26 protein-coding genes are annotated in these 25,604 nt (G+C 68.4%); 16 read left to right on the forward strand and 10 right to left on the reverse strand.

What is annotated here, in order from left to right:
• Positions 1–850 (forward strand): HNH endonuclease signature motif containing protein (locus tag AC5Y4T_RS25025; RefSeq protein ID WP_499955993.1); only part of this gene is annotated, 850 nt, incomplete at its 5' end.
• A 68-nt stretch (positions 851–918) separates the two neighbouring features.
• Entirely contained in the window at positions 919–1,947 is a 1,029-nt protein-coding gene (locus AC5Y4T_RS25030) for an Rv2578c family radical SAM protein (protein ID WP_499919601.1), read from the forward strand.
• Positions 1,948–1,958: 11 nt separating this feature from the next.
• Here the strand turns inward: AC5Y4T_RS25030 and AC5Y4T_RS25035 are convergent, their stop codons facing one another.
• A complete protein-coding gene (locus AC5Y4T_RS25035) occupies positions 1,959–3,560 on the reverse strand; it encodes a purple acid phosphatase family protein (RefSeq protein ID WP_499919602.1) in 1,602 nt (533 codons plus the stop codon).
• An 88-nt stretch (positions 3,561–3,648) separates the two neighbouring features.
• On the opposite strand from AC5Y4T_RS25035, the gene AC5Y4T_RS25040 reads away from it, so the two are divergent.
• A complete protein-coding gene (locus AC5Y4T_RS25040; protein ID WP_499919603.1) occupies positions 3,649–4,074 on the forward strand; it encodes an Rv2576c family protein in 426 nt (141 codons plus the stop codon).
• Positions 4,075–4,149: 75 nt separating this feature from the next.
• Here the strand turns inward: AC5Y4T_RS25040 and AC5Y4T_RS25045 are convergent, their stop codons facing one another.
• Entirely contained in the window at positions 4,150–4,683 is a 534-nt protein-coding gene (locus AC5Y4T_RS25045) for a helix-turn-helix domain-containing protein (RefSeq protein WP_499919604.1), read from the reverse strand.
• Between the two features lie 70 nt (positions 4,684–4,753).
• Between AC5Y4T_RS25045 and AC5Y4T_RS25050 the strand changes: the two genes are divergently transcribed.
• Positions 4,754–5,539: an aldolase gene (locus AC5Y4T_RS25050; RefSeq protein WP_499919605.1), complete on the forward strand. Its 786-nt coding sequence runs from the start codon at positions 4,754–4,756 to the stop codon at positions 5,537–5,539.
• A gap of 11 nt (positions 5,540–5,550) precedes the next feature.
• Entirely contained in the window at positions 5,551–6,429 is an 879-nt protein-coding gene (locus AC5Y4T_RS25055; protein ID WP_499955995.1) for a dihydrodipicolinate synthase family protein, read from the forward strand.
• Here the strand turns inward: AC5Y4T_RS25055 and ypfJ are convergent.
• From ypfJ to AC5Y4T_RS25070, 3 genes are read right to left on the reverse strand one after another with little or no spacing between them, the layout of a single operon-like run.
• Positions 6,426–7,304: a KPN_02809 family neutral zinc metallopeptidase gene (gene ypfJ / locus AC5Y4T_RS25060; protein WP_499919607.1), complete on the reverse strand. Its 879-nt coding sequence runs from the start codon at positions 7,302–7,304 to the stop codon at positions 6,426–6,428. The two genes, AC5Y4T_RS25055 and ypfJ, sit on opposite strands and share 4 nt — an antisense overlap.
• 9 nt (positions 7,305–7,313) lie before the next feature.
• Positions 7,314–7,823: an SRPBCC family protein gene (locus AC5Y4T_RS25065; RefSeq protein ID WP_499919608.1), complete on the reverse strand. Its 510-nt coding sequence runs from the start codon at positions 7,821–7,823 to the stop codon at positions 7,314–7,316.
• Between the two features lie 9 nt (positions 7,824–7,832).
• Positions 7,833–8,732 (reverse strand): oxidoreductase, encoded by a 900-nt coding sequence (locus AC5Y4T_RS25070; RefSeq protein WP_499919836.1) that lies wholly within the window; start codon positions 8,730–8,732, stop codon positions 7,833–7,835.
• 62 nt (positions 8,733–8,794) lie between these two features.
• Here AC5Y4T_RS25070 and aspS point away from each other — a divergent pair, with 62 nt between their 5' ends.
• Entirely contained in the window at positions 8,795–10,567 is a 1,773-nt protein-coding gene (gene aspS, locus AC5Y4T_RS25075; protein ID WP_499919609.1) for an aspartate--tRNA ligase, read from the forward strand.
• 21 nt (positions 10,568–10,588) lie between these two features.
• On the opposite strand, the gene AC5Y4T_RS25080 is transcribed toward aspS, so the two are convergent.
• Positions 10,589–10,726, reverse strand: a complete 138-nt coding sequence (locus tag AC5Y4T_RS25080) for a hypothetical protein (protein ID WP_499919610.1) — start codon at positions 10,724–10,726, stop codon at positions 10,589–10,591.
• Between the two features lie 207 nt (positions 10,727–10,933).
• On the opposite strand from AC5Y4T_RS25080, the gene AC5Y4T_RS25085 reads away from it, so the two are divergent.
• Positions 10,934–11,365 (forward strand): nitroreductase family deazaflavin-dependent oxidoreductase, encoded by a 432-nt coding sequence (locus tag AC5Y4T_RS25085; protein ID WP_499919611.1) that lies wholly within the window; start codon positions 10,934–10,936, stop codon positions 11,363–11,365.
• Positions 11,366–11,389: 24 nt separating this feature from the next.
• Positions 11,390–12,442: an FUSC family protein gene (locus AC5Y4T_RS25090; protein ID WP_499919613.1), complete on the forward strand. Its 1,053-nt coding sequence runs from the start codon at positions 11,390–11,392 to the stop codon at positions 12,440–12,442.
• A gap of 5 nt (positions 12,443–12,447) precedes the next feature.
• On the opposite strand, the gene AC5Y4T_RS25095 is transcribed toward AC5Y4T_RS25090, so the two are convergent.
• A complete protein-coding gene (locus AC5Y4T_RS25095) occupies positions 12,448–12,837 on the reverse strand; it encodes an MmcQ/YjbR family DNA-binding protein (protein WP_499919614.1) in 390 nt (129 codons plus the stop codon).
• Positions 12,838–12,935: 98 nt separating this feature from the next.
• On the opposite strand from AC5Y4T_RS25095, the gene AC5Y4T_RS25100 reads away from it, so the two are divergent.
• The 3 genes from AC5Y4T_RS25100 to AC5Y4T_RS25110 are packed head-to-tail and all read left to right on the forward strand — an operon-like array spanning position 12,936 to position 15,620.
• Positions 12,936–13,898 carry a transglutaminase family protein gene (locus AC5Y4T_RS25100; protein ID WP_499919615.1) on the forward strand — a complete coding sequence of 321 codons (963 nt, stop codon included), beginning with the start codon at positions 12,936–12,938 and terminating at the stop codon, positions 13,896–13,898.
• Positions 13,891–14,946: a zinc-binding metallopeptidase family protein gene (locus tag AC5Y4T_RS25105; protein ID WP_499919616.1), complete on the forward strand. Its 1,056-nt coding sequence runs from the start codon at positions 13,891–13,893 to the stop codon at positions 14,944–14,946. The genes AC5Y4T_RS25100 and AC5Y4T_RS25105 overlap by 8 nt, the downstream gene beginning before the upstream one ends.
• Positions 14,947–14,948: 2 nt before the next feature.
• Positions 14,949–15,620 (forward strand): DUF6629 family protein, encoded by a 672-nt coding sequence (locus AC5Y4T_RS25110; protein ID WP_499919617.1) that lies wholly within the window; start codon positions 14,949–14,951, stop codon positions 15,618–15,620.
• A gap of 88 nt (positions 15,621–15,708) precedes the next feature.
• On the opposite strand, the gene AC5Y4T_RS25115 is transcribed toward AC5Y4T_RS25110, so the two are convergent.
• Together AC5Y4T_RS25115 and AC5Y4T_RS25120 are read right to left on the reverse strand one after the other, a co-directional pair.
• Positions 15,709–18,342, reverse strand: a complete 2,634-nt coding sequence (locus AC5Y4T_RS25115; RefSeq protein WP_499955997.1) for a circularly permuted type 2 ATP-grasp protein — start codon at positions 18,340–18,342, stop codon at positions 15,709–15,711.
• A 64-nt stretch (positions 18,343–18,406) separates the two neighbouring features.
• On the reverse strand, positions 18,407–19,405 hold the full coding sequence (locus tag AC5Y4T_RS25120; RefSeq protein WP_499955999.1) for a hypothetical protein: 999 nt from the start codon (positions 19,403–19,405) through the stop codon (positions 18,407–18,409).
• Between the two features lie 111 nt (positions 19,406–19,516).
• Between AC5Y4T_RS25120 and AC5Y4T_RS25125 the strand changes: the two genes are divergently transcribed.
• Positions 19,517–20,878 (forward strand): replication-associated recombination protein A, encoded by a 1,362-nt coding sequence (locus tag AC5Y4T_RS25125; protein ID WP_499948947.1) that lies wholly within the window; start codon positions 19,517–19,519, stop codon positions 20,876–20,878.
• A complete protein-coding gene (locus AC5Y4T_RS25130) occupies positions 20,875–21,210 on the forward strand; it encodes a hypothetical protein (protein WP_499948946.1) in 336 nt (111 codons plus the stop codon). The genes AC5Y4T_RS25125 and AC5Y4T_RS25130 overlap by 4 nt, the downstream gene beginning before the upstream one ends.
• A 15-nt stretch (positions 21,211–21,225) precedes the next feature.
• Here AC5Y4T_RS25130 and AC5Y4T_RS25135 read toward each other — a convergent pair whose 3' ends face one another.
• Complete coding sequence (locus AC5Y4T_RS25135) at positions 21,226–21,849, reverse strand: hypothetical protein (RefSeq protein WP_499956001.1); 624 nt, start codon at positions 21,847–21,849, stop codon at positions 21,226–21,228.
• Positions 21,850–22,041: 192 nt separating this feature from the next.
• On the opposite strand from AC5Y4T_RS25135, the gene AC5Y4T_RS25140 reads away from it, so the two are divergent.
• The 3 genes from AC5Y4T_RS25140 to ruvX form a co-directional block, all read left to right on the forward strand.
• Positions 22,042–22,431 (forward strand): secondary thiamine-phosphate synthase enzyme YjbQ, encoded by a 390-nt coding sequence (locus AC5Y4T_RS25140; RefSeq protein WP_170880053.1) that lies wholly within the window; start codon positions 22,042–22,044, stop codon positions 22,429–22,431.
• 132 nt (positions 22,432–22,563) lie between these two features.
• Positions 22,564–25,266 (forward strand): alanine--tRNA ligase, encoded by a 2,703-nt coding sequence (alaS, locus tag AC5Y4T_RS25145; RefSeq protein WP_499948942.1) that lies wholly within the window; start codon positions 22,564–22,566, stop codon positions 25,264–25,266.
• Positions 25,267–25,604, forward strand: a 338-nt coding sequence (gene ruvX / locus AC5Y4T_RS25150; RefSeq protein ID WP_499956003.1) for a Holliday junction resolvase RuvX, incomplete at its 3' end; no start/stop codon positions are given. It lies immediately after the preceding gene.

Genomic DNA, 25,604 nt, shown 5'->3' on the forward strand with positions numbered 1-25,604 from the left:
GTTGGCAAGCACGGTGTGTGAGCATGATCCGCGTACCCGCGAGCAGCGCCGCGCCGATGCGGTGGGCGCGTTGGCTGCCGGGGCGGATCGGTTGGGCTGTCGCTGCGGGTCCCCGGGTTGCACCGCGGCAACACGGCGCGCCACCGGGCCGGTGGTAATCCATGTCATCGCAGAGCATTCCACGTTGAATGGCGGCCAGGCGCCGGGCGTCGAGATGGGTGCCGAAGGGTTGATCGCGCCGGAGCTGATAGCCGAACTGGCCGCCTCGGCCAAGCTGGTGCCGCTAATTCATCCGGTCGACTCGATGCCCGAGTCGCGCTATGCGCCGTCGAAGGCGTTGGCCGATTTCGTGCGGTGCCGGGATTTGACCTGCCGCTGGCCCGGGTGCGACTGTCCGGCCACCGAATGCGATGTGGACCATACGATTCCCTACAGCGAGGGCGGGCCCACGCATGCGTCAAACCTCAAGTGCTACTGCCGCATTCATCATTTGGTCAAAACTTTTTGGGGCTGGCGCGAGAAGCAACTTCCTGACGGGTCGCTGATCCTCACCTCGCCGGCAGGGCAGATCTATATCACCACCCCCGGCAGCGCGTTGCTGTTTCCCAATTTGTGCGCCCCCACCGGCGAGCTACCGACGACGGTAGCGCCACCACCCGATTACTGCGCCGACCGCACCGCGATGATGCCCAAACGTCGCACCACCCGCGCGCAAAACCGCGCCGCACGCATCGCCACCGAACGCAGGCAGAACCACCAAGCGCGGCAAGCGAAACGCCGAGAACGCGAGGCCGCCTACGTTGGTCCCGCGCCACCGGCCGACGGCGACGACGATCCACCGCCATTCTGATCGGCGGCCAATGGTTTGACCGGCCGCGGTGCTTGACTCAGACTCGAACTAATGTTCGAATAGCGGGCATGCGGTGGGCAAACCAGGCCGTCGCGGTCAACGGGAAGCCCGTCGAGGACGGGTCGTTGCCGGGGCTGCAACGCATCGGTTTCCTGCGCAGCGTGCGCTCGCCGCAGTTCGACGGAATCACCTTCCACGAGGTGGTGTGCAAGTCCGCGCTGAACAAGGTGCCGAACGCGTCGGCGCTGCCGTTCCGCTACACCGTCAACGGCTACCGCGGCTGCTCGCACGCGTGCCGATACTGCTTCGCGCGGCCCACCCACGAATACCTGGAGTTGAACTGCGGCAACGACTTTGACACTCAGGTTGTCGTCAAGACCAACGTCGCCGAGGTGCTGCGCCGCGAGCTGCGGCGGCCCTCCTGGCAGCGCGAGACCGTCGCGCTGGGCACCAACACCGACCCGTACCAGCGGGCGGAGGGACGCTACGCGCTGATGCCCGGCATCATCGGCGCCCTGGCCGAATCGGGCACGCCACTGTCGATCCTGACCAAGGGCACGTTGCTGCGTCGCGATTTGCCGCTGCTCACGAGTGCCGCGGCGCAGGTTGCGGTCTCGGTCGCGGTGTCACTCGCCGTCGGCGATCCAGAGCTGCACCAGGACGTCGAGCCGGGCACGCCCACACCGCAGGCCCGGTTGAATCTGATCAGCGCCATCCGGGCCGCGGGGCTGGACTGTCACGTGATGGTCGCGCCGGTGCTGCCGCATCTCACCGATTCCGTGGAGCACCTCGACGGGCTGCTCGGCCAGATCGCGGCGGCCGGCGCCAGCGGCGTCACGGTTTTCGGCCTGCATCTGCGCGGTTCGACCCGCGGCTGGTTCATGGGATGGCTGGCGCGCTCGCATCCCGAGCTGGTCGGCCGCTATCGCGAGCTGTACCGCCGCGGGGCCTACTTGCCGCCGGATTATCGGGCCGCGTTGCGGGAGCGGGCCGCACCGCTGATCGCCAAGCATCGACTGGCGGGCGACCACCGCCCGTTCTCGCAGGCGGCCTCGGTCGCGCCGGCGCCGGAACCCGTTCAGCCGACGTTGTTTTGACCTGAACCGCGCTAGCCGGCCCCGTCCGCGCGCGGCTTGGTGAGCGTGAACTCGTCGATGACGGCGACTTCACCGAACGGACCACGCAGCGTGTAGTGCGTCGCCTTGATCGTGGTGCTACCGCCGGACTGGCCCGGGTCGACGTCGAAAGCCGCGAAGCCGTACGGGTTTTCGCGGTCGCGGAATGCCGACCATGGTGCGTCCTCGAGGACGTATCGCGGGGCCTTGCGTCTGAGCCCTGGATCGAAAGCACCCACACCGGTCACCACCCGGCACCGTGGCTCGGGGAAGAACATCGCGTTGCTCGGCGCCGACGTGCCACCACCGCCGATGACGAGGTGCACCGTTCCCCGCGTGGCGTCGATGAGATCGCTGCGCGTGTCGACCGGTATCGGCGTGCGGGTGTCGGTCCCCAGCGTGCCGCGCAGCGGATGCGATCGTTCGTAGTGGTGTTCGTGGCCGCACACCACCAGATCGACCTGGTATTGGTCGAACAGCGGCAGCCATTCCTCGCGGATGCCCAGGTCGGCCCCGTTGGTCTTGTCGGCGGTGGAGATCGCCGTCTGGTGCATGCACACCACGACCCAGTCGATGTCAGGGTCTCGCCGGGCCGCAGCGAGTTCCTTTGCAAGCCAGCGCTTTTGCTCACCGCCGGAGTAGCCGTGCACATAGAAGTTGCCGCCATCCTGGAAGGCGACGTCGTCGTTGCTCAGGCTGATCACCCGCACCGAGCCGGCCGTGAACGAGTACCACATGCCGCGGGTCTCCGGGCTCGACCCGGAATCGGGAACCGCGAAGAAGGCCTGGTAAGCGCCGAAACCGATTGGCCCGTTACCCAACTCGTTCTCGTGATTGCCCGCGGCCGGCATCCAGGGCCGGTGTCGCGCCGAGCGGGTGTTGTTCTCGAACCAGTTCGACCAGGTGCGCACCCGGTCTTGGGCCAGGTTGGCGTAGCACAGGTCGCCATTGATCAGGTTGAACAGCGGCCCCATCCGTTCGATCGCCATCGTGGTGTCGGCGGCGGCCGGCGAGCCGATGTTGTCGGTGGCGTACCTGCCGTCGGGCATCCTGGCCAGCGCCGGTGTGGACTGGTCGCCGAAGCTGGTGAACAGCAGTCGCTTTCGGCCGACCGGGGCGGTGCGCACCGTGCCCGGCTCGGGTTGTGCGCCGTCGTGCACCGCCGCATACACGTAGTCGGTGTCCGGGGTCAGGTTGGTCAGCCGTGCATGGTTGACGCGAACCTCGGTGCCCGACTTCGCGTCCCGGTAGGTGCGGGTTTCCGCGGCAACGGTGCGGCCGAAGCCGGATGTCGGCGTCCCGACCATGACCCGCGGATTGCGGACCGCGTCGGTGGTGTGCCAGGAGACCACCACCTCGGTGCCGGCGTTCCTCCCGAACTGTAGGTGCAGCCCGCCGACCGGTGGCGCGCCGTGGCGATCGGGCTGCAGCCAGGCCATCGGGCTCCTCGGGCGGGACCCCAGCAGCACGACGCCGCCCCCGAGGCTCACCCCGAGGGCTGCCGACACCGCCCCGGTCGTCAGCAACCGGCGGCGGGTCACCGGCGCTGCGGCGATAGCGGCCGGTGTCGGTGCCGCCTGCGGCTCATCGCTCATGCTTGCTTCATACCGCAGCCGCGCGACCACGGGCACGGCTGCCGGTAAACAGCGAACCGCCGCTAACGAATCCGGTAGCGTTTTCGATATGACGAACGTGCATAAGACAGCGAGCGCGATCTCAGCGGTGATGCTGGCAGCGGCCACGGGGGCGGTGCTGACGGCGGGGACGGCCCATGCGGAAGGCCACCAGGTGACCTACACGGTGACGAGCCCCAACAATGTGACCGCCACCGTCAACTACGTGAATGCCGATCCCCCCAGCCAGGCGGCCTACAACGCGGACCCGTCGAAGTTCATGACCAGCGTCCAGGCCCCGCTCAGCGCGGGAACCCCGGTCACCTACACCGCCACCTTGGCCAACCCGAACCAGTCGGCGAGGATCAGCGCCAGCGGCATGCTGCACTGGCCGGATTCGGGCAACGGTCCGGCCTCGTTCCACTGCGAGATCGCCGTGGACGGCCAGGTGATCGCGCAGCAGGACGCCACCACCACCGTCACCTGCGCGGCCTAGGGAAGAACACCTAGTCCGGGTAATCGACGCGCGTTCGCTGATGGCGAACACCGTCGTCGTCCACATGGACGATGCTCACGCCGGTCTGCTCCCGGGTTCGGCATGCGCGACGACGACGACTTCGGCGTGTGCGACGCCGACGGCCCGTATCTTATGGCTGACCGAGGCGTCGAAATACGCGCTGTCGCCGGCCTCGAGTGTGAATGTCTGGTCGCCATAGTCGAATTCGATGGTTCCGGCGTGCACGAACATGAATTCCTGCCCGGCATGCGTGGGATGAGGATCGTCGGCCAGCTGCTCCGTCGGGCGAACCACGAACGGCGACATCGTCTTTCCCAGCAGTGACGAGGCGAGCACCCGATAGCGCTCACCGTCGGCGCTGCCGGTGGCACGTTCGACGGTGATCTTCTCCTGCGCCGCGTCCTCGGCGAACAGCCGCCCGACGTCGACCTCGAGGGCCTTGGCCACCTTGAGGGCCACCGCGATCGACGGTGTACTGCGTCGGCGTTCGATCTTGGACAGATAGCTCTTGGTCAGTCCGGTCTGCTGGGCCAGCGCCTCGAGCGTGAGGCCGCGTTGCCTGCGGACCGCGCGCAACAGTGCGGTCATGGGCGACCCCTCTCATGACACAAGGTTTCCTACAGTGATACTATCGTGTCATACCGCCGAGGGAGCCGATATGGCCAGCACGTTCACCGATTCGAAGTCCGATTTGATGCGCCGGGCAGCGGAGCAGTTGACCGCGAACGTCGCCGACGCGCAATTCACCACGCGCCAGAAGCTGGCCTTGACCTGCCGGGCGTTGTTCGACGCCGGGCATGACTCGGGGCTGGCCGGCCAGATCACCGCCCGCGCCGAGGCCGACGGCACCTACTACACCCAGCGGCTGGGCCTGGGGTTCGACGAGATCACCGACGACAACCTGCTTTTGGTCGACGAGGACCTCAACGTCCTCGACGGGGACGGAATTGCCAACCCCGCCAACCGGTTTCACAGCTGGATCTATCGCGCCCGGCCCGACGTCCAGTGCATCGTGCACACCCACGCGTTTCACGTGGCGGCGCTATCGATGCTGGAAGTCCCGTTGATCGTCTCCCACATGGACACCACGCCGCTCTACGGCGACTGCGCATTCTTGCCGAAATGGCCGGGCGTGCCCGTCGGCAACGAAGAGGGCGAGATCATCACCGCCGCGCTCGGCGACAAGAAGGCTGTGCTGCTGGCGCATCACGGCCACGTCATCGCCGGCGCCAGCGTCGAGGAGGCGTGCTCGTTGGGAATCCTCATCGAGCGCGCCGCCAAGCTGCAGCTGGCCGCCATGGCCGCCGGCACCGTCAAGGAACTGCCCGAAGAACTTGCCCGCGAAGCCCATGACTGGACGTTGTCACCGCAACGCAGCCGCGCCAACTTCGCCTACTACGCCCGCCGGGCGCTGGCCCGGCATCCCGACGTGTTGACCAGCTGAGGAGCCGAGCAGTGACCGAGCCCAAGATCCACGGCATCATCGCTTACCCGGTGACCCCGTTCTCCGATAACGGGATTGACACCGAACGGCTGGCCGCGCTGGTGGAGCGGTTGGTGTCCGCCGACGTTCACGCGATCGCGCCGCTGGGCAGCACGGGTGAACTGGCGTACCTCGAGGAACCCGAATTCGACACCGTCGTCGACACCACCATCGCCACGGTCGCCGGCCGCGTCCCGGTGATCGTCGGGGTGTCGGATGTGACCACCGCCAAGACCATTCGGCGCGCCCAGTACGCGCAGCAGGCCGGGGCCGACGCGGTGATGATCCTGCCGGTGTCCTACTGGAAACTCACCGAGCGCGAGATCTTCCAGCATTACCGCAGCATCGGTGACGCCATCTCGATCCCGATCATGGCCTACAACAACCCGGCCACCAGTGGTGTCGACATGCCTCCGGAATTGCTGGTGCGCATGTTCGAAAACATCGACAACGTCACCATGGTCAAGGAATCCACCGGCGACCTGGCCCGCATGCAGCGCATCGCCGAACTATCCGGCAACCGGCTGCCCTTCTACAACGGCAGTAACCCGCTGGTACTCGACGCGCTGAAGGCCGGGGCGTCCGGATGGTGCACGGCCGCACCCAATTTGCGGCCACAGCCCTGCATCGACCTGTACGAGGCGGTGCGCGCGCAAGACCTCGACACCGCGCAGAAGCTCTACGACGACCTCAAGCCGTTGCTCACCTTCATCGTCGCCGGCGGGCTGGCGACCACGGTCAAGGCCGGCCTGGAGCTGCTCGATTTCCCGGTCGGCGACCCGCGCGCGCCGCTGTTGCCACTGGACGAGCGGGGCCGCGCCGAGTTGCGGGGCTTGCTGACTAACGCCTAACCCAAGTCGGGCGCGGAGAAGGTGTCACACTTCTTCGGGTCACCGGTCTGGTAGCCGGTGGTGAACCACTTCTGCCGCTGTTCGGACGAACCGTGCGTCCAGGACTCGGGATTGACCCGCCCGGTGGATTCCTTCTGGATGCGGTCATCGCCCACCGACGCCGCGGCGGAGAGGGCATCGGAAATGTCCTTGTCGCTCAACGGTTCCAGGTAGGGCACGCCCGTGCTCTCCTGCTTGACCGTGGAGGCGTAGTGCGCCCAGATCCCGGCGTAGCAGTCGGCCTGGAGTTCGGTGCGCACGCCGTTGCCGCCGGCGCCCTGGGCACCCTGCTGCGAGCGGCCCAGCAGACCCTGCAAGTTCTGCACGTGGTGACCGTATTCGTGGGCGACCACATATTCTTGCGCGAACGGCCCACCGCTGGAACCGAATCGATCGACCAGCTCCTGGAAGAAGTCGGTGTCGAAGTACGCCGTCTGATCGACCGGGCAGTAGAACGGCCCGACCGCTGTGGTGGCCGCCCCGCAGCCGGTGTTCACCCGACCGGTGAAGAGCCGGACGTGGGGCCGGGTGTAACCCGGCAACAGCTGATGCCACACCGCATCCACCGAGTTGCCGGTGGCGACCACGCGGCATTGCACGTACTTGTTGGCGTCTGCGCCGGTCTTGCACTGGCTCAGGTCGAAGCCGGGCGCCGAGTACCCGCCGGTGTTGGTCTGCTGCGAGTTCATGACGCGACCGGGGTCGACGCCGAAGAACAGCGCGCCGATGAGGATCAGCAGGCCGAGGCCACCACCCCCGACGGCCATTCCCATCCCGCCCCCACCGGACGAGGACGCAGTGCTGGTGTCGATCTGCATGCCCTCGTTGAAGGTCATGACACGCTCCTAACGTTGCCGGGTCGCAAGGGAGTCGGTATAGCTGCGCAGGTTGCGCAGATAGCGGCGCAGGGCCAGGTTCAGCAGTGGGCCCACCACGGCCATCGCCAGCTTCGCCGGGCCGGCCGGTTTCTGGGCCATCGTCCACGTCAGCCGGCAGCCACCCGGGATGGCCTCGACCCGGTAATCCTCGGCGAACGCCGCCACGGATCGGGTCGAGCATTCGTTGAACCGAAATGCCATGTGTGTGAACGGCTCCCAGGCGAGGAATTCTTCGTTGCCGACGAGGCCGCCGCGCATCTCGACGACGCGGGTGGTCCCGATGCCGCGCGGCTCGGGGCTGGTCCAGGTCACCTTGGTGATCACCTTCGCCCACCGCGGCCACGACTCGGCATCGGAAAGCACCTCGAACAGCTGCTCGGGCGTGATGGCCAGGTCGACGCTGTTGCGGAACCGGAAACGGGCCTCAACGGAATCAGCGTCGGTGAAGCTCGTATCGACGCGTTCGCAGGGGAACATGACAACAACTTAGCCGGGGCCGTCGCTGGCCGCGGCCAGTAAGGGCACTACGACGTCGCTGATCGGCGTGGCCAGCCCGTGGGCCCGGCCTTTGCGAATGATCACGCCGTTGCGGACATCCCATTCCATCCGCCGTTGATGTTCGGCGTCGGTGAGGATCGACGTGCTCAGGTCTTCGGCCACGTTGCGGAACATGTCGACCAACTCGTCGACCACCCCGTCGGCCAGCCGGGCGCCCTCGGCCCGCGCGACGGCCAGGCACTCGGTCACATACCGCCGCGACAGCGCGGCGACGTCGTCGCGGCGGAACATGCCCGACCGCCTCCGCGCCAGCGCCATGAACCCGGCCAGTGCGTTGGTCAGCAGCTTGTGCCAGGCCGCGGTGATGATGTCGGGGTCGCAGTCCGCCCGGCAACCGGCGCCGCGCAGCAGTTCGGCGACGGTCTCCCCGGACGGGCCGCTGGGCAGGACCAGGGCCGCCTCGGTGCGCAATCGCACCCAGCCGTCGGGCTGGGTCTCGGCCGAGTACCACACGATCCCGGGAATGACGGGCGAGGACGGGCAGTGCGGCTGCACCTGCTCGACCTGCTCCACGCCGTTTTGCAGCACCACGACGATGGTGTGGACATCGCACAGCCTGGCCAGCCAGTCGGCCGCGGCGTCGTTCTGGGTGGCCTTGACGGCCAGCAGCACGACGTCCACCGGCTCGGTCACCTCGGCGGGGTCGGTGCGCACCGGCCCGGGAACGACGATCGGATCCGATCCGTCGGGCCGCAGCTCGATGGCGTCGCGCGGGGTGCGACCGCACACCATGACCGAATGGCCCGCCCGGTACAGCAGGGCGGCGGCCGTCGTGCCGACGGCGCCGGGACCGACCAGGGCGATGTTGGTAGCAGCGTCTGTGGCGATGGCATCGAAATTACCTCCTTTAGACTGGGCACTCGTTCTGGCCAGGTGAAGAGGAGTGTTTTGTGCTGCGCAGTCATGCCGCGGGTTCGCTGGACAGTGGCGACGCCGGGCAGCAGGTGACGCTGACGGGCTGGGTGGCCCGCCGCCGCGACCACGGCGGCGTCATCTTCATCGACCTGCGCGACGTCTCGGGCATCGCCCAGGTGGTGTTCCGCGCCGAGGACGTGCTGGCGCAGGCGCACCGGCTGCGCGCCGAATTCTGTGTCGCCGTCACCGGTGTCGTCGAGATCCGCCCCGAGGGCAACGCCAACCCGGAGATCGCCACCGGCGACATCGAGGTCAACGCCACGTCGCTGACGGTGCTAGGGGAGAGCGCCCCGCTGCCGTTCCAGCTCGACGAGCCCGCCGGCGAGGAGCTGCGGCTGAAGTACCGTTACCTGGACCTGCGCCGCGACGGGCCGGCCGAGGCAATCCGGTTGCGCTCCAAGGTGAATGCCGCGGCGCGGTCGGTGCTTTCCCAGCATGACTTCGTCGAGATCGAAACCCCGACCATCACCCGCTCGACCCCGGAAGGGGCCCGCGACTTCCTGGTGCCGGCCCGGCTGCACCCCGGCTCGTTCTACGCCCTGCCGCAGAGCCCGCAGCTGTTCAAGCAGCTGCTCATGGTGGCCGGCATGGAGCGCTACTACCAGATCGCCCGCTGCTATCGCGACGAGGATTTCCGCGCCGACCGTCAGCCGGAGTTCACCCAGCTGGACATGGAGATGAGCTTCGTCGACGCCGAGGACATCATCGCCATCTCCGAAGAGATCCTGGTCGCGTTGTGGGCGTTGATCGGCTACCAGATTCCGACGCCGATCCCGCGGATCAGCTACGCCGACGCGATGCGGCGATTCGGTTCCGACAAGCCGGACATGCGCTTCGGGCTCGAGCTGGTCGACTGCACAGAGTTCTTCAAGGACACCACATTTCGCGTCTTCCAGGCGCCTTACGTCGGTGCCGTGGTGATGCCGGGCGGGGCGTCACAGCCGCGGCGCACGCTGGACGGCTGGCAGGAGTGGGCCAAACAGCGGGGCCACCGCGGGCTGGCCTACGTCCTGATCGCCGACGACGGCACGCTGGGGGGGCCGGTCGCCAAGAACCTGTCCGACGCCGAACGTGACGGCCTGGCCGCGCACGTCGGGGCGAAGCCGGGCGACTGCGTCTTCTTCTCCGCGGGCCCGGCCAAGCCCTCGCGTGCGCTGCTGGGCGCCGCCCGCGGCGAGATCGCACACCGGCTGGACCTGATCGATCCGGACGCCTGGGCGTTCGTCTGGGTGGTGGACCCGCCGCTGTTCGAGCCCGCCGATGACGCGACCGCCGCCGGCGACGTCGCCGTCGGGTCGGGGGCGTGGACCGCCGTGCACCACGCGTTCACCTCACCCAAGCCCGGGCATGAGGACGCCATCGAGACCGATACCGGCGCGGTGCTCGCCGACGCCTACGACATCGTCTGCAACGGCAACGAGATCGGCGGCGGATCGATCCGTATCCACCGCCGCGACATCCAGGAGCGGGTGTTCGCGGTGATGGGGCTGGATGCGGCCGAGGCCCAGGAGAAGTTCGGATTCCTGCTGGAGGCCTTCACCTTTGGCGCACCGCCGCACGGCGGCATCGCGTTCGGTTGGGACCGGATCAACGCGCTGCTGTCCCGGGTCGACTCCATCCGCGAGGTCATCGCCTTCCCGAAGACCGGCGGCGGCGTGGACCCGCTCACCGAAGCACCGGCGCCGATCACCGCCCAGCAGCGCAAGGAGTCCGGAATAGACGCCAAGCCGCAGCTTAAGACGTCTTGACCTAGCTAGTGGCCAGGCCCACTAGCAGCCGGCGCGAAGTGCGGCGCAGACCGTACCGCCTTCGATCATGATGCAGCTCGACGATCCCAGCATCACACCGATCAGCATCACGGCCAGGGCAGCGGCGCGCAGCGTTCTCTTGGTGATCTTCGTCTTCATGAGTCACACCTTTCTGCTGGTGAGGTGGCCGCGTAGGTCAACTACCGCGGGCTAGCTGATGCTACCGCGTGTCTTTAGACACATGTGCAATATTTCGGGAACTGCCGGGCGTCGCGGACTACGCGAATCGTCGAGCGGCTAGCGTTGACGGCGCTGCTGAGAGACGAAGTCCGGAATAGACGCCAAGCCCGACAAGGTTCACAGGAAATGACCGAAACCCCTGACGCCGAGACCGTCAACGCGTTCAACAAGAGCATCATCGACGAATTCCGCGCCAACGACGGCGTGGTCGGTGGCCAGTTCGAGGGCGCCAACCTGCTGTTGCTCCACACGACCGGCGCCAAGTCCGGTCAGCCGCGGGTGTCGCCGCTGGCCTACTTCCGCGTCGACGGCAAGCTCATCATCATCGGCTCCTTCGCCGGCGCCCCGGTCAGCCCCGCCTGGGTGCACAACCTGCGGGCCAATCCGCAGGCGCGCGTGGAGATCGGCACGGACGCGTTCGACGTCGCCGCCCGCGAGCTTCCCGCCGACGAGCGGGCAGCGCTCTTCGACAAGATCACCGCCGTCGCGCCGGGCTTCGCGGAATACCAGGCCAAGACCACCCGGGTGATTCCGCTGTTCGAGTTAAACCGGACCTAGCCGGTGGGCGGTACGCGGCGAGCGATGCCATCTCTGGTTCTCGCCGCCGCGCGCGCGGGCGGCAAGCGGCTGCGGGTGGTGTGGTTCAACCTGCTCCAGACCGCGCTGGCCGCGGGCCTGTCCTGGTACCTGGCCCACGACGTCCTGGAGCACCCGCAGCCGTTCTTCGCGCCGATCGCCGCCGCGGTGTCGTTGTCGACCAGCAACGTGCTGCGCGCGCAACGCGCCGTCCAGATGATGATCGGGGTGACGCTGGGAATCGGAGTGGGCTCGCTGGTGCAGGGCCTGCTCGGGCCGGGCGAACTACCCATCGCGGTCGCCGCGCTGGTGGCGCTGGCCGCCGCGGTGTTCATCGGGGGCGGCTTCATCGGACACGGGATGATGTTCGCCAATCAGACCGTGGTGTCGGCGATCCTGGTGCTGGCCCTGTACCACGGCGGCGTCGGACTGGAGCGCATCTTCGACGCGCTGGTCGGCGGTGCGGTGGCCATCGTGTTCGCCGTCTTGCTGTTTCCCGCCGACCCGCTGACGGTGCTGCGCAATGCCCGGGTGGGCGTGCTCGGGACGCTGCACGACGTATTGGCGCGCGCCGCGGACGTCGCGGCCGGACGCAAAGACCCGCCGCCGGACTGGCCGCTGACGGCGGTGGATCGAGTGCACGAACAGCTCAGCGGGCTGCTCGAGGCGCGCACCACGGCCCGCCACGTCGTCGCCATCGCGCCGCGACGCTGGGTACTGCGCACCACGATCGAAGCCGCCGATCACCAGGCGGTGCACGTGGCCCTGCTGGCCGGCTCGGTGCTGCAACTGGCCCGCGCCGTCTCGCCCGGCCCCGATCCCATCCCGGCCGGCGAACGCCTTCCGCAGCCGGTGCCCACCGTGCTGGTCGTGCTGGCGGCCGCGACCGCGCTGGCCGACTCCGATCCCGCCGGCGCCTGCGCCTACACGGCGTCGGCGCGTCATCACGCCGCGGAATTACAGGCCGGGGCGCATCAGAAGACGCACCTGCTGCTCGCCGACGTCGTCAGCGCCTGCATCGACGATTTGCAGCGCGTCATCGACCTTCGGCACGTCTGAGCGTTTCAGCGCGAGTCGGCCAGGAACTCCTGAACCAGTTTCCGCGGCGCCTGGGTCAGCCACGCCTCGGTGATCAGGTCCTCGAGGTCGCGCACCGAGATCTCGGCGAGGTTGACCAACACCGCGGGATAGCCATCGAAATGCGGGGTGGTGAAGTAGACCCTCGGCTCGTCGTCGATCAACGCGAACTTGACGCCCTCGTCCGACACCCGGACCCCGAGGATGTCGCCCCGCGGCGGCTGGGGCCCGGTGCGTTCCAGCGCCTCGCGCTCGGAGGGCCGCAGCGGCCGCTCCCAGGCCAGCAGTTTCTTGCCGACCCGCCAGTCGTGCGGCGACGGCTCGGAGGTGAGTGCCAGCTCACCGACGATGCGGGCGACCTCGCCCCAGGTGGCCACATCACGATTGTGCTCCCGTTTTGGCGCCAGTGCCGTCGGATTGGCAAACGGTGGGCGACTGGGCATTCCGCGGGCCCTACGCAGGGGGCGGGCATGTGATGAGATCAGCGGTGAGGAGGGAGAAGGGCTTGCCAGCAGATCCAGGCGAACCAGGGGCCGGGGTCGCCCGCCGACACCGGGTGACCCACCGCACCGAGTATCGCTACTCCGACATCGTGACCGGCTCGTATGGGCGCGGGTTCCTCACGCCGCGCGACTCGCTGCGGCAGCGCTGTGTCGCGCATCAGCTGATCATCGAGCCGGCCCCCGCCGACAGCTCCACCAGTGTGGACAGCTACGGCAACACCAGCTCCTACTTCCACGTGACCGAGCCGCACCGCACCCTGAAGGTGACCAGCGATTCCATCGTCGACGTCTATCCGCACCGCCCGGATCCTGACACCGCGGCCCAGCCGTGGGAGGCGGCCCGGCCGACCGGCCCTGGCGCAGCCCTGGCGACCGAGTTCACCCTGGACCTCAATCCGCCGGAGATCACCGACGACATTCGCGACTACGCGGCCGCCAGCTTCCTCCCCGGGCGTCCTCTCATCGAAGTGCTGCGAGATCTGACGTCGCGCATCTTCACCGACTTCACCTACCGATCGGGGTCGACGACGATTTCCACCGGAGTCAACGAGGTTCTGGCCGCCCGCGAAGGGGTATGTCAAGACTTTGCCAGGCTGGCGATCGCCTGCCTGCGAGCCAACGGGTTGGCGGCCAGTTACGTCTCCGGATACCTGGCCACCGACCCGCCACCCGGAAAGGATCGGATGATCGGCATCGACGCCACCCACGCGTGGGCAGCGGTCTGGACTCGGCAGCGGCCCGGGCAATTCGAGTGGCTGGGGCTTGATCCCACCAACGACCAGATGGTCGACGAGCGCTACATCGTCGTGGGACGGGGCCGTGACTACGCGGACGTCCCGCCGCTGCGGGGCATCATCTACACCGACTCGGCACACAGCGCGATCGACGTCGCCGTCGACGTGGTGCCCTTCGAAGGCGATGTGCTGCATGCGTGACTTCACCTGCCCGAATTGTGGCCAGCGCCTTACCTTCGAGAACTCCACCTGTCTCAATTGCGGCAGCGCGCTGGGGTTTTCGCTCGACCAGATGGCATTGCTGGTGATCGCGGAGGACGATGCAGGCGAGCACGCCGGCTTCGTGCGCGCGAGCGAGTATCAGCTGTGCGCCAATCTGCTACTCGCCGAATGCAATTGGCTGGTTCCCGTCAACAACCCCCGGCTGCTGTGCCCCTCGTGCGCGCTGACGATCGAACGGCCCAACGACGCCGACACCACCGGGATGGCCGAGTTCGCCAGGGCCGAGGCGGCCAAACGCAGGCTGATCGCCGAGCTGCACGAGCTGAAGCTGCCGATCGTCGGGCGGGACCGCGATCCCGACTACGGGCTGGCCTTCCGGCTGCTGTCCAGCGCGCACGAGCAGGTGATGACCGGGCACGAGAACGGCGTCATCACCATCGACCTAGCCGAGGGCGACGACGCGCACCGCGAGCAGTTGCGGGTGGAGATGGACGAACCGTACCGGACCCTGCTGGGTCACTTCCGCCACGAGATCGGCCATTACTACTACTACCGGCTGATCGCACCGTTCACCGATTATGTCGAGCGGTTCAACGAGCTGTTCGGCGACCACGAAGCCGACTATCAGGCGGCGCTCGATCGCCACTACAGCGAGGGCGCTCCCGAGGGCTGGCAGGAGCACTTCGTATCGTCCTATGCCACAATGCATCCCGCCGAAGACTGGGCCGAGACGTTCGCCCACTACCTGCACATCCGCGACACGCTGGACACCTCGGCGTGGTGCGGGCTGGCCCCGGCGTCGGCCACGTTCGACCGGCCCGCCTTGGGCCCCAGCGCTTTTCAGACGATCATCGACATGTGGTTGCCGTTGTCGTGGTCGCTGAACATGGTGAACCGGTCGATGGGCCACGACGACCTGTACCCGTTCGTGCTCCCGGCCGCGGTGCTGGAGAAGATGAGGTTCATCCACACCGTGGTCGACGACGTGACATCGGAGTCGCGCGGCCCCGCCTCGGTGGCCGGTTAACGATGTGCTTTTCGATCACAGCGGATCTGGTGGTGGGTGCCGCCCTCGTCCCGGTCGCCGTCGCGACCCTGCGCGAGGTGAGGCACTGGCGCGAAGTGCCATTCGCGTTGTTGCCGACGGTGTTCGCGGTCCACCAGTTCATCGAGGCGGCGGTGTGGCCGGACGGCTTGTTCTCGGCGGGGCTGATCCACCTGGCGACGCGCGCGTACGTCTTCATCGCGCTGCCGCTGCTTCCGGCGTTGGTGCCGTGGGCGATTCTGCTGCTGGAACCGCGTGGCGCCCGCCTTCGGGTGGCGCCGTTCGCGGTGCTCGGCACCGTCGTGTCCGCCTATCTGGCTGTCGTCGTGCTCACCGAACCGGTCGAAGTGACGAAGGGTCCCCATGCGCTGCAATACCAGACCGGCGTTCACGGTGGCTACGTGTGGGCGGTGCTCTACGTCATCGCCGTCATCGGCCCGGCACTGTTGTCGGGCTATCGCTCCATCGTGGTGTTCGGGTTGGCCAACCTGGTGGGGCTCGTCGTGGTCGCCGTCCTCTACGTGAACGCGTTCGCGTCGCTGTGGTGCATCTACGCCGCCACGCTGTCGGTCCTGGCGCTGGTGCACATGGTGCGGCGACGGCGACTGCCCGATCCGCACCGCTACCACGGCCTCACCGCGGAGCATGCGGCATAGAAGGCATGAAACGTGTTGGGCGAGAACGGGACTAGGCAGGATTGCCGGACTCCTCCTCACCCCGCTGCGCGGGTGCATCGTCGTCCGGCTAGGCGGGCATCACGCGTCGCTGGTCGGGACCCCAAATCGGTTGCATGCCGCCGGGCAACGCCAGCTGCGTAGCGGTGATGACCTCGGCCAGGTTGCGCAGCTCGGCGTGCACCGACGCGAGCAGCTCCGCCAACTCGGCACGCCGGCCATCGTCGCTGACCCGTTCGAGCTCGGCGGGGTGCGAGCGCCGCAACCTGGTGCCGATCTCGTCCACCAACCGTTCCGGGCGTGACGATCCCGATGAGCTGGGCAGGTCCCTGAGATTGGTGCGCAGCCGCTCCAGCTGGTACAGCAGCGACCGCGGATTCTGCGCGTCGAACAGCATCAGCTCGGCCACGGCGGCCACGCTGACCTTGCCCACCGTGCGGCGCCGGTAGATGACCGAGGACTCGCACGCCACCAGCGTGGATTCGATGACGGTTTGTTCGGCCGCGGCGCCGCGGGCGACGGTCAGGGTGGCCTGCAGCAGCGCCGTCAGCCACAGCCCGCGTTCGATCCGCTTGCCGATGTCCATCATCGTCCAGCCCACGTCGCGCACCATCGACTCGCCGGCCACCCCCGACAGGGTCAGCATGCCGGCCAGCGTCTGGGTCTGCGCTCCGGTGAGCACCGCGTCGGCCTCCGAAAGTGATTCCGGCGGATCGCTTTTGAGCGCCAGCGCGCGCTCCACCCCGGCCAGCACCATCCAGGTGTCGTTGGACATCTGGTCGCGCACCGCCCGCGCGGCCAGTGCCAAACCCTCCACCGACTGCACCAGCGAGCCGGGCCGGTTCGGATCAACGGTGAGCGACCACAGCGTGGAGGGGGCGATGGCGATCATCTCGGCGTGGTCGCCATCGCTGTCAGGCGTTCCGGTGATGCGGCCCAGCGCGGTCATCAGCACCGGCACGCATTCGCTTTCCGCACTGTGCTGGTGGTGGCGGTAGACGTGGAACCGGTCGCGGGCGACGATCAGCAGTCGCGCCATGCTTTCCGCGCGCTCACCGTAGCGGCCGATCCAGAACAGGTCGGACAGCACGCGCGGGGAGCTGACGGCCCAGGTGCCCGCGGCCGTCTTGGCCGACGGCCCGGGCGTCGGAAGGCTGATCGCCTCGGCGTGCGCCCGCTCGGTGGGGCGCACCCAGACGTCTTTGGCCGCAACGGTTTTCAGCGTGTACGCGGCGGGCCCGGGGGCCAGCACGTAACCGATGCCGCCAATCATCGGCGCGTAGCCGCCGCGCTGGGCGACGGTGAACAAGCGGATGCCGACGCCCGCCGAGGACAACACACCGGCGTGGTCGGTCGGCACGGACGAGAACTGCGGCAGCTCCTGGCCGATCCACTGCCACGGCATCTGCTCGATGCGGGCGGCCAACCGGGTCAGCTGCCCAGACGATAGTGCCGGCCCGACCAGGGTCGTGTCACCGATGGTGGACTTCACCAACAACGACGGCAGGTTCGCCAGCAGGTGTGAGCGTTCACTGGCGATGCCGCCCCAGTAGACCTCGGTGCTCGGCAACTGCAGCGTTTCCGACAGCAGATGCTCGGCCATCGCGGGCAAAAAACGCAGCAGCCCAGGGTTTTCCAAAATTCCACTGCCCAGCGTGTTGACCACGGTCACCGTCCCGCGGTGCTGGGCCTCCACCAAACCGGCCACCCCGAGCCGGGAATCGGCGCGCAGATCCAGCGGGTCCGTGTAGTCCGCGTCGACCCGGCGCAGGACGACGTCGACGCGTTTCAAGGTGCCCAGCGAGCGCATCCACAACATGCCGTCGCGCACCACCAGGTCGGCGCTTTCCACCATCGGGAAACCCAGCAGGGTGGCCAGGTAGGCCTGGTCGAATGCGGTCTCCGAGTAGATACCCGGGGACAGGACCACCACGACGGGATCCTGGGCGTCATCGGGTGCGGCGTCGATCAGCGCCAGCCGCAGCGCCTGCGCGAACGGAGTCGTCGGCCGGGGCGCGATTCGCTCGTAGAGGTCGGGAACCGAATGCGCGATGACGCGCCGGTCGGCCAGCGCGTAGCCGGCCCCTGAGGGCGCCTGGGTGCGGTCGCCATTGACGACGAAAGTGCCGTCCGGACGCCGGCTGACATCGCAGCCGTGCATGAAAAGCTGGTGGCGCCCGGGGATTTCGATTCCATTGGCGGCGCGCACGTACCGGGGATGGCCGAACAGCAGTTCGGGGGGAAGGACGCCCTCGGTGAGCAGGCTGCGCGGCCCGTACAGGTCGGCCAGTACGGCGTCGAGCACCCGCGACCGTTGCAGCAGGCCCGTCTCGAGCACCTCCCAGTCGGCCGCGGACAGCACGATCGGCAGCGTGTCCAGCTGCCAGGGCCTGGGCTCCTGGCCGCGACCGTCGGGCGCGACGTCGGTGTAGGTGATGCCGTCGTTGTCGATGAGGTCGTGCACCACCGAGCGCAGCCGGTCCAGGCCGGCGCGGCCGCGCTCCGCGATGGCGTCGGCCAGCTCGGCCCACGCCGGTCGCACGTTGCCGTCGCGGTCGAGGAATTCGTCATACCCGCGCGCCGGACCGTGCCGCAGATCGAAGAGCGCCTCCTGGGCGCGCGCGGCGCGGTATCCGGCCAGCAGGCGATCCGCGTCGTAGCGCGCGGTGCCGGGCCCTGACGGCGCGCCGGTGGCGAATGTCATTGGTGGGCCGGCCTTATGACCGAGGCAGCGAAGCCGCCTCAGCCGACGGTGACGGTCAGCGGACTCACGGCGCGACCTGCCCGCCGGACAGCCGGCGGTAGGTGTAGACCTGGATCAACAGCGCCACCGGGGCGGCGACGACGAGCCCCACCAAGCACAGGAAGGCACCGACCAGCACGATCGCGAACTGCACCAGCCACGACAGCAAGGCGCTGCCGATGTCGGAGCGGACCGTGGTGAAGCTTGCCTTCAGCGCCTCGATCGGCGGCAGGTCGCGATCCGTCGCGAAGGCGATGGTGAACAGCGCGAAGAAGCTGAAGACCGCGACCGCCAACAGCGCCACCAGGTTGAACAGAATCGTCGGCGGGATCAGCGAGACCGCATCCAGGGCCACGCTGATCACGCTGAGCAGTGCCGCGGCCAGAAGCGCGTTGCCGAAGTGGCGCGGCTTGAAGAACGAACTGACCGTCACCGGCCGGGCGTCCGCTATGTCAAGGGCGCCCGACAGGAATGCCGCCTGGACGAAGATGGTGTAGACGAAGATCACGATCTGCAGGACGATCGCGCCGACGCCGCCCATGCTTCCCGTAAACGATGCGCCGTAGTTTCCGTCGGCATTGCTCGTCGACGCGTCGGCGCCGCCCAACAGCACGAATACCAGGCCGTACAGGATCAGCCCGGCCACGGCGTACACCAGCAACGCGACGATCAGCGGCACGGCGTTCTTACCGAACTTGTTGAACGCCCACGAGAAGGCTTCGCCGATGCTGAACCGCTGCGGGCCGCCGTAACCCGGGTAGCCGGGCTGTTGGGGTGCACCGTAGCCCGGTGGTGGCCCATATCCGGGGGGCGGGCCATAACCGGGGGGCGGGCCATAACCGGGGGGCGGGCCGTAGCCGGGCGGTGGCCCGTATCCGGGCGGCGGGCCATAACCGGGGGGCGCCGAGCCGGGGGGTGGCCCGTAGCCGGGGGGCGGCCCGTAGCCGGGGGGCGGGTAACCGGAGGGCTCAGGGTTGCCTTGCGGCCGGATCGGATTGCCGGGGTACTCCGGGGGTTGGCTCATGGCCGCTCCTACGTCGTCGACGTTCTGGGCATGCGTCGCAGAACTTAACAAGTATCCGACGGCCGTGCAGACCGTGCCAGATGAGGCGCCGCCGTGTCGCGGCTTCGTGGTATGCCTGAAGCCGTGTCCGACGGTCTGTTTGACCTGCCCGGCCCGCCGCAGTCAAGCGATCATGGGCTGGGCGTGTCGGGCGGCGCACCCCTGGCGGTCCGGATGCGTCCGGCATCGCTTGACGAGGTGGTCGGCCAGGACCATCTGTTGGCGCCCGGATCCCCGCTGCGCCGCCTGGTCGAGGGTTCGGGGGTGGCGTCGGCCATCCTGTACGGCCCGCCCGGCAGCGGCAAGACGACGCTGGCCGCGCTGATCTCGCAGGCGACCGGCCGCCGGTTCGAGGCGCTGTCGGCCCTGTCGGCCGGCGTCAAAGACGTTCGGGCGGTGATCGACACCGCGCGCCGGGCGCTGCTGTCCGGGGAGCAGACGGTGCTGTTCATCGACGAGGTGCACCGGTTCTCCAAGACCCAGCAGGACGCGCTGTTGTCCGCGGTGGAGAACCGGGTGGTGCTGCTGGTGGCGGCGACCACGGAGAACCCCAGCTTCTCGGTGGTGTCGCCGCTGCTGTCGCGCTCGCTGATCCTGCAGTTGCGGCCGCTGAGCGCCGACGACATCCGCATCGTGGTGCAGCGCGCGATCGAGGACCCGCGCGGGTTGGGCGGGCAGACCCGGGTCGCGCCCGAGGCCGTCGACCTGCTGGTGCGGCTGGCCGCCGGTGACGCCCGGCGCGCGTTGACCGCGCTGGAGGTCGCCGCCGAGGCGGTCGAGCCCGGCGGCGAGCTGACCGTCGCGGCCGTAGAGCAGTCCCTGGACGAGGCCGCGGTGCGCTACGACCGCGACGGCGACCAGCACTACGACGTCATCAGCGCCTTCATCAAGTCCGTCCGCGGCTCGGACGTCGACGCCGCGCTGCACTACCTGGCCCGCATGCTCGTCGCCGGCGAGGACCCGCGGTTCGTCGCGCGCCGGCTGATGATCCTGGCCAGCGAGGACATCGGCATGGCCGACCCGGCCGCGCTGCAGGTCGCGGTCGCGGCCGCGCAGACGGTGGCGCTGATCGGCATGCCCGAGGCGCAGCTCACCCTGGCGCACTGCACGATTTATCTGGCCAGCGCGCCGAAGTCGAACGCGGTCACCACGGCGCTGGCCGCGGCGATGGCCGACATCAGGGCCGGCAAAGCCGGTCTGGTCCCGCCGCATCTGCGCGACGGGCACTATTCGGGTGCGGCGGGACTGGGCAACGCGCAGGGCTACAAGTACTCGCACGACCACCCGGATGGTGTTGTCGCACAACAATATCCACCGGATGAGCTGGTAGGGGTCGACTACTACCGGCCCACCGGCCGTGGCGGCGAGCGCGAGATGGCCGGCCGCCTCGACCGGCTGCGCGCGATCATCCGCAACAAAAGGAAACCGTCATGAAAACCTTCACCGACGAGGAGATGGGCGCGCTGCTGCCCACCGCCCGGCCCTACACCGTGATGATCCTCAAGCGCGGCCCGAAGTTCGCCGACGAGTCGTCAGCGGGCGTCATCTGGGAGCACGGCCGGCGCAATTTCGGGCTGCGCGACGACGGCGTGCTCGCGGTGGTCCTACCGGTCAGCGACGAATCCGACGTCTGCGGCGTCGGGGTGTTCGCGGCGACGGTCGAGGACACCGCGGCGATCATGGCCGACGACCCCGGGGTCGCCGCGAGCGTCTTCACCTACGAGGTGCACGCCTGCCGCGGCTTCCCCGGCGACGCCTTGCCTTGAACCGGCCGTGACGCGCTAGACGAGCTCGGGCACCCGCAGGTGCGCGATCGCCAGCTCGAACTCGGCGACGTCGATCACTTCGGCGCCCAGGTCGCGCACCCGCCTGCTGCGCAGTTCGCTGGCGCGGTCGCGGTTGCGGGCCATCGCCTCCATGGAGTCGAACGTGGAGCAGGTCACGGCGCGGCGGCAGGCGGGGTGGTCGACCATCAGGCTGGCGCTGCAGAACCCGTCGAGATGCTGCATCTCGGGCAGCACCGCCATCCGGTAGAACTCCAGCGACCGGTTCAGCTGGTCGGGCACCACTTTGAGCCAGGTGGCCCGCACGCACGCCCCCGCGCGGGAGGGGTGGTCGCGGTGCAGGAGCGGGATGTCCCATTCCTCGACCCGCGCGCTGCCGTCGAACATCAGCGCGGCGCGGTCCCGGATGGGTGCGACCTGCTCGGCGCTGGCACGCATCGCGTCGATCGATTCCCACGCGCTGGTGGCGATGCAGGTGCCGGATTGCCGGTCGACCAACAGCGACAGCCCCACACACCCATCGATCTCGGTGAGGGCGGGCATGACGACATCGCGAACGTGCGCAATGCCGATGTCGACGGACAGGGGTTGCGCCTGGATGGTGGTGGAGCGTGCGTACACGGTCGGCCCCTCCTGTGTCGGGGCGGCGCCCCGGTGGCGCCACCGGTCCCACCCGCTACCTTCCTCCTGCCGATTAGTCGCCGCAACGCTTTCGAAAAGCTTCTCCGCTGCGTTCAGATGTCGTGACAGCGCTCACAACGCATTGGCCGGCCTCGAGGCTCGCGCCGTAGGCTTGGCCGGGTGCATACGGATGTGTTGGACGTGGACACCTCGCGGCGCCGAATCGTCGATCTGACCGAGGCGGTGCGCGGGTTCTGCTGGTCGCGGGGTGACGGCCTGTGCAACGTGTTCGTGCCGCACGCCACGGCCGGGGTCGCCATCATCGAGACGGGCGCCGGTTCCGATGACGACCTGGTCGACACGCTGGAGCGGCTGCTCCCGCGCGACGATCGTTACCGGCATTCGCACGGCTCCGCGGGTCACGGCGCCGACCACGTGATGCCGGCGCTCGTCGCGCCGTCGGTGACGGTTCCGGTATCGGCCGGTGAGCCGATGCTGGGCACGTGGCAAAGCATCGTCCTGGTCGACCTGAACCGCGACAACCCGCAACGCTCGGTCCGGCTGAGCTTCCTGGAGGGTTAGCGCCTCGGTGCGCGTCGCGCCGGGGCAGGTACTGTGAGCGGTCGAAATGCGTCGTTAGACGGGCTTCCCATGCGCCGGCGAATAGGCTGGGATGCAGACGTCGAAGTAACTCAGAAGAAGCGGACTCCGAAAGTGCAGACACACGAGATCAGGAAACGGTTTCTTGATCATTTCGTGAAGGCGGGGCACACCGAGGTGCCGAGCGCGTCGGTGATCCTCGACGACCCCAACCTGTTGTTCGTCAACGCCGGCATGGTCCAGTTCGTGCCCTACTTCTTGGGCGCCCGAACCCCCGAATACTCAACCGCCACCAGCATCCAGAAGTGCATCCGCACCCCCGATATCGACGAGGTCGGTATCACCACCCGGCACAACACGTTCTTTCAGATGGCCGGCAACTTCTCGTTCGGCGACTACTTCAAGCGCCGCGCCATCGAACTCGCGTGGACCCTGCTGACCGACAGCGTCGAGCAGGGCGGTTACGGCCTCGATCCCGAACGCATCTGGACGACAGTCTTTTTCGACGACGACGAGGCCGTGCGGCTGTGGCAGGAGATCGCCGGGCTGCCCGAGGACCGGATCCAGCGTCGCGGGATGGAAGACAATTACTGGTCGATGGGCATCCCCGGCCCGTGCGGCCCGTCCTCGGAGATCTACTACGACCGCGGGCCGGAGTTCGGCGTCGAGGGCGGCCCGATCGCCAACGAGGACCGCTACATCGAGATCTGGAACCTCGTGTTCATGCAGAACGAGCGCGGCGAGGGGACCGGCAAGGCCGACTTCGAGATCCTGGGACCGTTGCCGCGCAAGAACATTGACACCGGAATGGGTGTGGAGCGGGTCGCTTTCATCCTGCAGGGCGTGCACAACGTCTACGAGACGGACCTGTTGCGGCCCGTCATCGACGCCGCGGCCGCGCGGGCACCGCGCGGATACGACGTAGGCAACCACGACGACGACGTGCGCTACCGGGTCATCGCCGACCACAGCCGCACCGCGGCCATCCTGATCGGTGACGGCGTCACACCCGGCAATGACGGCCGCGGCTACGTGCTGCGCCGGCTGCTGCGCCGGGTGATCCGCTCGGCCAGGCTGCTCGACATCGAGGGACCCATCGTCGGTGACCTGATGGCCACCGTGCGCGACGCGATGGGCCCGTCGTATCCCGAACTGGTCGCCGACTTCGACCGCATCCGGCGCATCGCCGTCGCCGAGGAGACGGCGTTCAATCGCACGCTGACGGCGGGCTCGAAGCTGTTCGACGAGGTGGCGGGCACCACCAAAGCCTCTGGTGCGAAATCGATTTCGGGTTCGGACGCCTTCACCCTGCACGACACCTACGGCTTCCCGATCGAGCTGACGCTGGAGATGGCGTCCGAGGCCGGCCTGCGGGTGGACGAAGTCGGCTTCCGGGAATTGATGGCCGAGCAGCGCCGCCGGGCCAAGGCCGATGCCGCCGCGCGCAAGCACGCGCACGCCGACCTGACCGCCTACCGGGAACTGGTCGACGCCGGGCCCACCGAGTTCACCGGTTTCGACGAACTGACCTCCGAGGCAAAGATTCTGGGCATTTTCGTCGACGGCAAGCGGGTTCCGGTGGTCACCCACGGCGCCGAAGGGGCCGACCGGGTCGAACTCGTGCTCGACCGTACCCCGTTGTACGCCGAGGCCGGCGGCCAGATCGCCGACGAGGGCTCCATCAGTGGGACGGGCGCCGGACAGAGCGCCCGCGCCGCGGTCACCGATGTGCAGAAGATCGCCAAAACCCTGTGGGTGCATCGGGTTCACGTCGAGTCGGGTGAATTCGTGGAGGGCGACACCGTCGTCGCCGCGGTCGACCCGCAGTGGCGCCGCGGCGCCACCCAGGGGCACTCCGGCACCCACATGGTGCACGCGGCGCTGCGACAGGTGTTGGGCCCCAACGCCGTTCAGGCCGGGTCACTGAACCGGCCGGGCTACCTACGGTTCGACTTCAACTGGCAGGGGCCGCTGTCCGAGAGCCAGCGCACCGAGGTCGAAGAGGTGACGAACCAGGCCGTGCAGGCCGACTTCGAGGTGCACACGTTCACCGAGCAACTGGAGAAGGCCAAGGCGATGGGTGCGATGGCGATGTTCGGCGAGGCCTACCCCGACGAGGTCCGGGTGGTCGAGATCGGCGGCCCGTTCTCGCTGGAGCTCTGCGGTGGAACGCACGTGCACAACTCGGCGCAGATCGGGCCGGTGACGATCCTGGGCGAATCGTCGGTCGGTTCCGGCGTGCGCCGGGTGGAGGCCTACGTCGGGCTGGAGTCGTTCCGGCACCTGGCCAAGGAACGCGCGCTGATGGCGGGACTGGCGTCGTCGCTGAAGGTGCCCTCAGACGAGGTCCCCGCCCGGGTGGCCAACCTGGTCGAGCGGCTCAAGGCGGCGGAGAAGGAACTCGAACGCGCGCGGCTGGCCGGTGCGCGCGCGGCTGCGACCAACGCCGCGGCCGGCGCGGAGCGCATCGGTAACGTCCGGGTGGTGGCGCAACGAATGTCGGGCGGGATGACGGCGGCCGACCTGCGCTCCCTGGTCGGTGACATTCGCGGCAAGCTGGGCAGCGATCCCGCCGTGGTCGCCCTGATCGCCGAGGGCGAAGGCGGGTCGGTGCCGTATGCGGTCGCCGCCAACCCGGCCGCCCAAGATCTCGGCCTTCGCGCCAACGACCTGGTCAAGCAGCTCGCCGCAACCGTCGACGGACGTGGCGGCGGCAAGGCCGACCTGGCGCAGGGTTCGGGTAAGGATCCGGCAGCCATCGACGTGGCGCTCGACGCGGTGCGTGCCGAGATCGCCGCGATAGCGCGGGTCGATTGAGTGGTCTTGACACAGCATCGCTTGCCCGACCGACCCGGCGATCCGCAGCAGGATCCCGGGCGCGGGCGACGGCTCGGCATCGACGTGGGCAGCGTCCGCATCGGCGTGGCCTGCAGCGATCCCGACGCGATCCTGGCCACCCCGGTCGAAACCGTCCGCCGCGACCGCAACGGCAAGCATCTGCGGCGGCTGGCCGCGCTGGCCGCCGAATACGAGGCCGTCGAAGTGGTCGTCGGGCTCCCGCGCACGCTGGCCGATCGCACCGGCCCGTCGGCCCTCGACGCGATCGAGGTGGCCGAGGCGTTGGCTGAAGTTTTGGCGCGGCGAGCCGCGCCGGT

This window comes from Mycobacterium sp. NGS11, assembly GCF_059813315.1.

Bases quoted from the DNA above. Each gene is read 5' to 3' on its own strand.
- AC5Y4T_RS25030 (WP_499919601.1), top strand. From the start codon at position 919: ATGCGGTGGGCAAACCAGGCCGTCGCGGTCAACGGGAAGCCCGTCGAG.
- AC5Y4T_RS25035 (WP_499919602.1), bottom strand. From the start codon at position 3,560: ATGAGCGATGAGCCGCAGGCGGCACCGACACCGGCCGCTATCGCCGCA.
- AC5Y4T_RS25040 (WP_499919603.1), top strand. From the start codon at position 3,649: ATGACGAACGTGCATAAGACAGCGAGCGCGATCTCAGCGGTGATGCTG.
- AC5Y4T_RS25045 (WP_499919604.1), bottom strand. From the start codon at position 4,683: ATGACCGCACTGTTGCGCGCGGTCCGCAGGCAACGCGGCCTCACGCTC.
- AC5Y4T_RS25050 (WP_499919605.1), top strand. From the start codon at position 4,754: ATGGCCAGCACGTTCACCGATTCGAAGTCCGATTTGATGCGCCGGGCA.
- ypfJ (WP_499919607.1), bottom strand. From the start codon at position 7,304: ATGACCTTCAACGAGGGCATGCAGATCGACACCAGCACTGCGTCCTCG.
- AC5Y4T_RS25065 (WP_499919608.1), bottom strand. From the start codon at position 7,823: ATGTTCCCCTGCGAACGCGTCGATACGAGCTTCACCGACGCTGATTCC.
- AC5Y4T_RS25080 (WP_499919610.1), bottom strand. From the start codon at position 10,726: ATGAAGACGAAGATCACCAAGAGAACGCTGCGCGCCGCTGCCCTGGCC.
- AC5Y4T_RS25085 (WP_499919611.1), top strand. From the start codon at position 10,934: ATGACCGAAACCCCTGACGCCGAGACCGTCAACGCGTTCAACAAGAGC.
- AC5Y4T_RS25090 (WP_499919613.1), top strand. From the start codon at position 11,390: ATGCCATCTCTGGTTCTCGCCGCCGCGCGCGCGGGCGGCAAGCGGCTG.
- AC5Y4T_RS25100 (WP_499919615.1), top strand. From the start codon at position 12,936: ATGAGATCAGCGGTGAGGAGGGAGAAGGGCTTGCCAGCAGATCCAGGC.
- AC5Y4T_RS25105 (WP_499919616.1), top strand. From the start codon at position 13,891: ATGCGTGACTTCACCTGCCCGAATTGTGGCCAGCGCCTTACCTTCGAG.
- AC5Y4T_RS25110 (WP_499919617.1), top strand. From the start codon at position 14,949: ATGTGCTTTTCGATCACAGCGGATCTGGTGGTGGGTGCCGCCCTCGTC.
- AC5Y4T_RS25115 (WP_499955997.1), bottom strand. From the start codon at position 18,342: ATGACATTCGCCACCGGCGCGCCGTCAGGGCCCGGCACCGCGCGCTAC.
- AC5Y4T_RS25120 (WP_499955999.1), bottom strand. From the start codon at position 19,405: ATGAGCCAACCCCCGGAGTACCCCGGCAATCCGATCCGGCCGCAAGGC.
- AC5Y4T_RS25125 (WP_499948947.1), top strand. From the start codon at position 19,517: ATGCCTGAAGCCGTGTCCGACGGTCTGTTTGACCTGCCCGGCCCGCCG.
- AC5Y4T_RS25130 (WP_499948946.1), top strand. From the start codon at position 20,875: ATGAAAACCTTCACCGACGAGGAGATGGGCGCGCTGCTGCCCACCGCC.